Raw genomic sequence first — 755 nt, forward strand, 5'->3', positions numbered from 1 at the left:
GCGCGGCGCGGTCCGGCCCCGCGAGCGGCGCGCCGCCGTCGTCGGGCGTCGCGGCGAGAGCGTCGGCGGGCGCCTTCGGCCGGAACGTCTTGCGAAGCTCCTGCTCCACGTAATGGGCGAGCTTGCGCGCGCCGGCTTTCGAGAAATGCACGCCGTCGTCGAGGCGCAGGCGCGCCGTGCGGCCGTCGAGCTGCGGGCCCACGGCGGCGTAGTCGCCCTCTTCGTCCACGAAGCCTTCCCAGACGTCCACATAGACCCCGCCCGCGGCCTCCACGCGCTCCCGCGCCAGGGCGTTGAGGGCGATGTGGTCGGAGCTCGCCTTGACGCTTTCGCTCGGCGCGAGCCCGACCCAGTAGACCGGGACGCCCTTCTCCCGGAAGGGCGCCAGCAGGGCGTCGATCCGGGTGGCGTAGAGCCGCCGCCAGCCCGGCGACAGCGGCGCCAGATCGCGGGCGTCGAGGAAGGGCTGGCGGTCGTTCACGCCCACGTCGATCACGGCGTAGGCGAGCGGCCCGGCGGCGACGGCCTCCCGCGCGGCGGCGACGAAGTCGTGATAGTCGGTCCGCACCAGCCCGGCGTTGGCCTTGAGGTAGCGCTTTACCGCAAGCTCGGGCGCGTCGGAGAACGCCTCCGTCAGCCCGGTGGCGAGGCCGTCGGCGATGCTGTCGCCGATCACCGCCACGACGGTGGTGGGCGCGACGGCCGGCCCAGCCGGCTGGGCGACGCCGGGGACGACGGCGGGCGCCGCGCCGGGC

At 75.5% G+C, this 755-nt stretch carries 1 protein-coding gene; it reads right to left on the minus strand.

Translation table 11 applies throughout. From position 1 onward, the window contains the following. A partial coding sequence (locus ACFQ4O_RS18005; RefSeq protein ID WP_378777801.1) for an SGNH/GDSL hydrolase family protein occupies positions 1-755 on the minus strand: 755 nt, incomplete at both ends.

The organism is Methylopila musalis (genome assembly GCF_042679725.1).
In the GTDB taxonomy this organism is placed as follows: Bacteria; Pseudomonadota; Alphaproteobacteria; order Rhizobiales; family Methylopilaceae; genus Methylopila; species Methylopila musalis.